Consider the following 2,006-nt stretch of genomic DNA (forward strand, 5'->3'; position numbering starts at 1 on the left):
CGGCCCCCGCGCCCCGGCGCACGGCGCGCCAGCGCCCCGCACGCCGGCGCACCCGCCCCGCCGCACCCCGCCGCGTCCACCCCTGGCGCGCGCGCCTCGCGCCGAGTGAGTACTCGACACGTCGAGCGCCTATCCCCTGGATGCCCTCTCGACGTGTCGGTTACCCCCTCGCGGTGGCGGCGGTGGACGCGCGCGGGCGGGGTGCTCGCGGTGGTCACGAGCGCGGCCGGCGTCAGGCGCACGCGGCTTCAGGCGCGGGCGGGGTCAGGCGCACGCGGCTTCAGGCGCGGGCGGGGTCAGGTGCGGGCGGGGTCAGGTGCGGGCGGGGTCAGGTGCGGGCGCAGAGCTGGAACGTGCGCGGGGTGTCGTCGCGGACGCCCCAGGTGTCCCAGGCGGTCGGGGTGACGCGGTACGTCGTGCCGCCCCCGGCGGCGAGCGTGTAGTTGCCCTGCGGGGTCAGCGTCGTGAGGTCGGCGCGCATCCCGCGGGCGGTGAACCAGGCGACCAGCGGCGCGACGTCCACGTCCGCGCGCCAGCCCGCGTAGAACTGCGGGGTCCCGGCGACCTGCACGGTGGTGCTCTGGCACGCCCAGGCGCCCGTGCCGGTGACCGCGCCGGCGGTCTGCGTGTACGTGAGGGCCGGGTCGTACGCGGGCGCGGGCAGGCCGTAGTGGCAGATGGTGACGGTCGCGGACGCCGTCGCGAACGCCGCCTGCGCCGGCCGGGCGCCGACCGAGACCACGCCGTCGACGGGCGTCGGGTCGAGCACCCCGGCCCACCACGGGCTGACCGAGAACCCGGACCCCGAGGCGACCCCGTTGAACGGCCGCTGCTGGAGGTGCAGGTCGATCCGCCAGGAGGTGCCCGAGGCCCCGGAGACGTCGACCGTGACGCAGGCCTGGGTCCCGGACGACGCCAGCTGGGACCAGGTGAGCGTGCCGAACGTCGTGCCCGAGCCCGGCGTCACCGGGCCGCTCGCGGTGCCGGCGGGCGCGGTCCAGGTCACCGGCAGCGACCAGGTGCCCACGGTGACGGCGACGCCCGCCACGCGGGTGGCGGCGTACGACGGGACGGCCACGGCGGTGGTCGAGGACGCGGCGAGCGTCGCGGAGGCGTCGGCGGTGGCCAGCGCCGTGCCGTCGGCGGCGTAGAGCCGCAGCGTGGCGACCTGGCCGCGGCACGACGCCGGGACGCCGGACAGCACCACCTGGGTGGCGGTGCCGGACGCGGTCGCTGTGCCGGCGGCGGCACCGAGCGCCGTGGCCGCGCACGGAGCGGCGCTGCCGGTCGTGACGGAGGGGCCGCGCACGGCGAGGCCGGCGGCGCTCGCCGGGGCGAGCGCGAGGGCGGCCAGCACGGCGACGACCGCCAGGACCAGGACGGCGGGTGCCGCGGCGCGCCGGGCGGCGGGGCTCACGGGGTCGCCACCGCGTCCACGCCCGCGCCGTCGGCCGGCTCCGGGCGCGACGGCCACAGCAGCACCCCCGCGGCGACGACGAGCAGCGACGCCCACGCCCACGGGTCGAGCAGGATCGACGCCACCCGGCCGAGCCCCGGGACGTGCAGCCGGGCGATGCCGAGGACGTTCGCGGCGTGCGGCCGCCACGGGTCGAGGAAGTCGTTGTTGTCGCCCTGGATCACCCAGCCGTCGTCGGCGTCACCGCCCACCACCCGGTGGATGATCCGCCCGCGCTCGAGCCCGGGCGGGGTGTAGACCACCACGTCGCCGGCGGCGGGCGTGCCGCAGCGGGAGACCACGAGGTCGCCCGTGTAGTACGTGGGCTCCATCGAGTGGCCGGAGACGATGGTCAGGGTCGTGCAGCCGCCGAGGGTGCTGGGCCAGCCGAACCAGACCAGGACCCCGACGAGCGCCGCCGTGCCGGCCCAGCCGAGCACGCTCCGGGCGCGCTCGCTCCGGCTCCGCGGGACCCGCGCCCCGGACTCGGGCCGGCGCCGGCCGCGGCCGCCCCCGGGCACGCCGAGGCGCCGGCGCGGGGCAGGCGTGC

2 protein-coding genes are annotated in these 2,006 nt (G+C 79.0%); both read right to left on the reverse strand.

All coding sequences use genetic code 11. The features are described from left to right. Nucleotides 1-328: 328 nt before the first annotated feature. Nucleotides 329-1,417: a hypothetical protein gene (locus J5O08_RS20540; RefSeq protein WP_218708766.1), complete on the reverse strand. Its 1,089-nt coding sequence runs from the start codon at nt 1,415-1,417 to the stop codon at nt 329-331. Beyond that, the coding region (locus tag J5O08_RS20545; protein WP_218708767.1) for a S24/S26 family peptidase at nt 1,414-2,006 on the reverse strand (593 nt) is incomplete at its 5' end. The genes J5O08_RS20545 and J5O08_RS20540, both read right to left, overlap by 4 nt.

The organism is Cellulomonas sp. PS-H5, assembly GCF_019265565.1.
Taxonomy (GTDB): Bacteria; Actinomycetota; Actinomycetes; order Actinomycetales; family Cellulomonadaceae; genus Cellulomonas.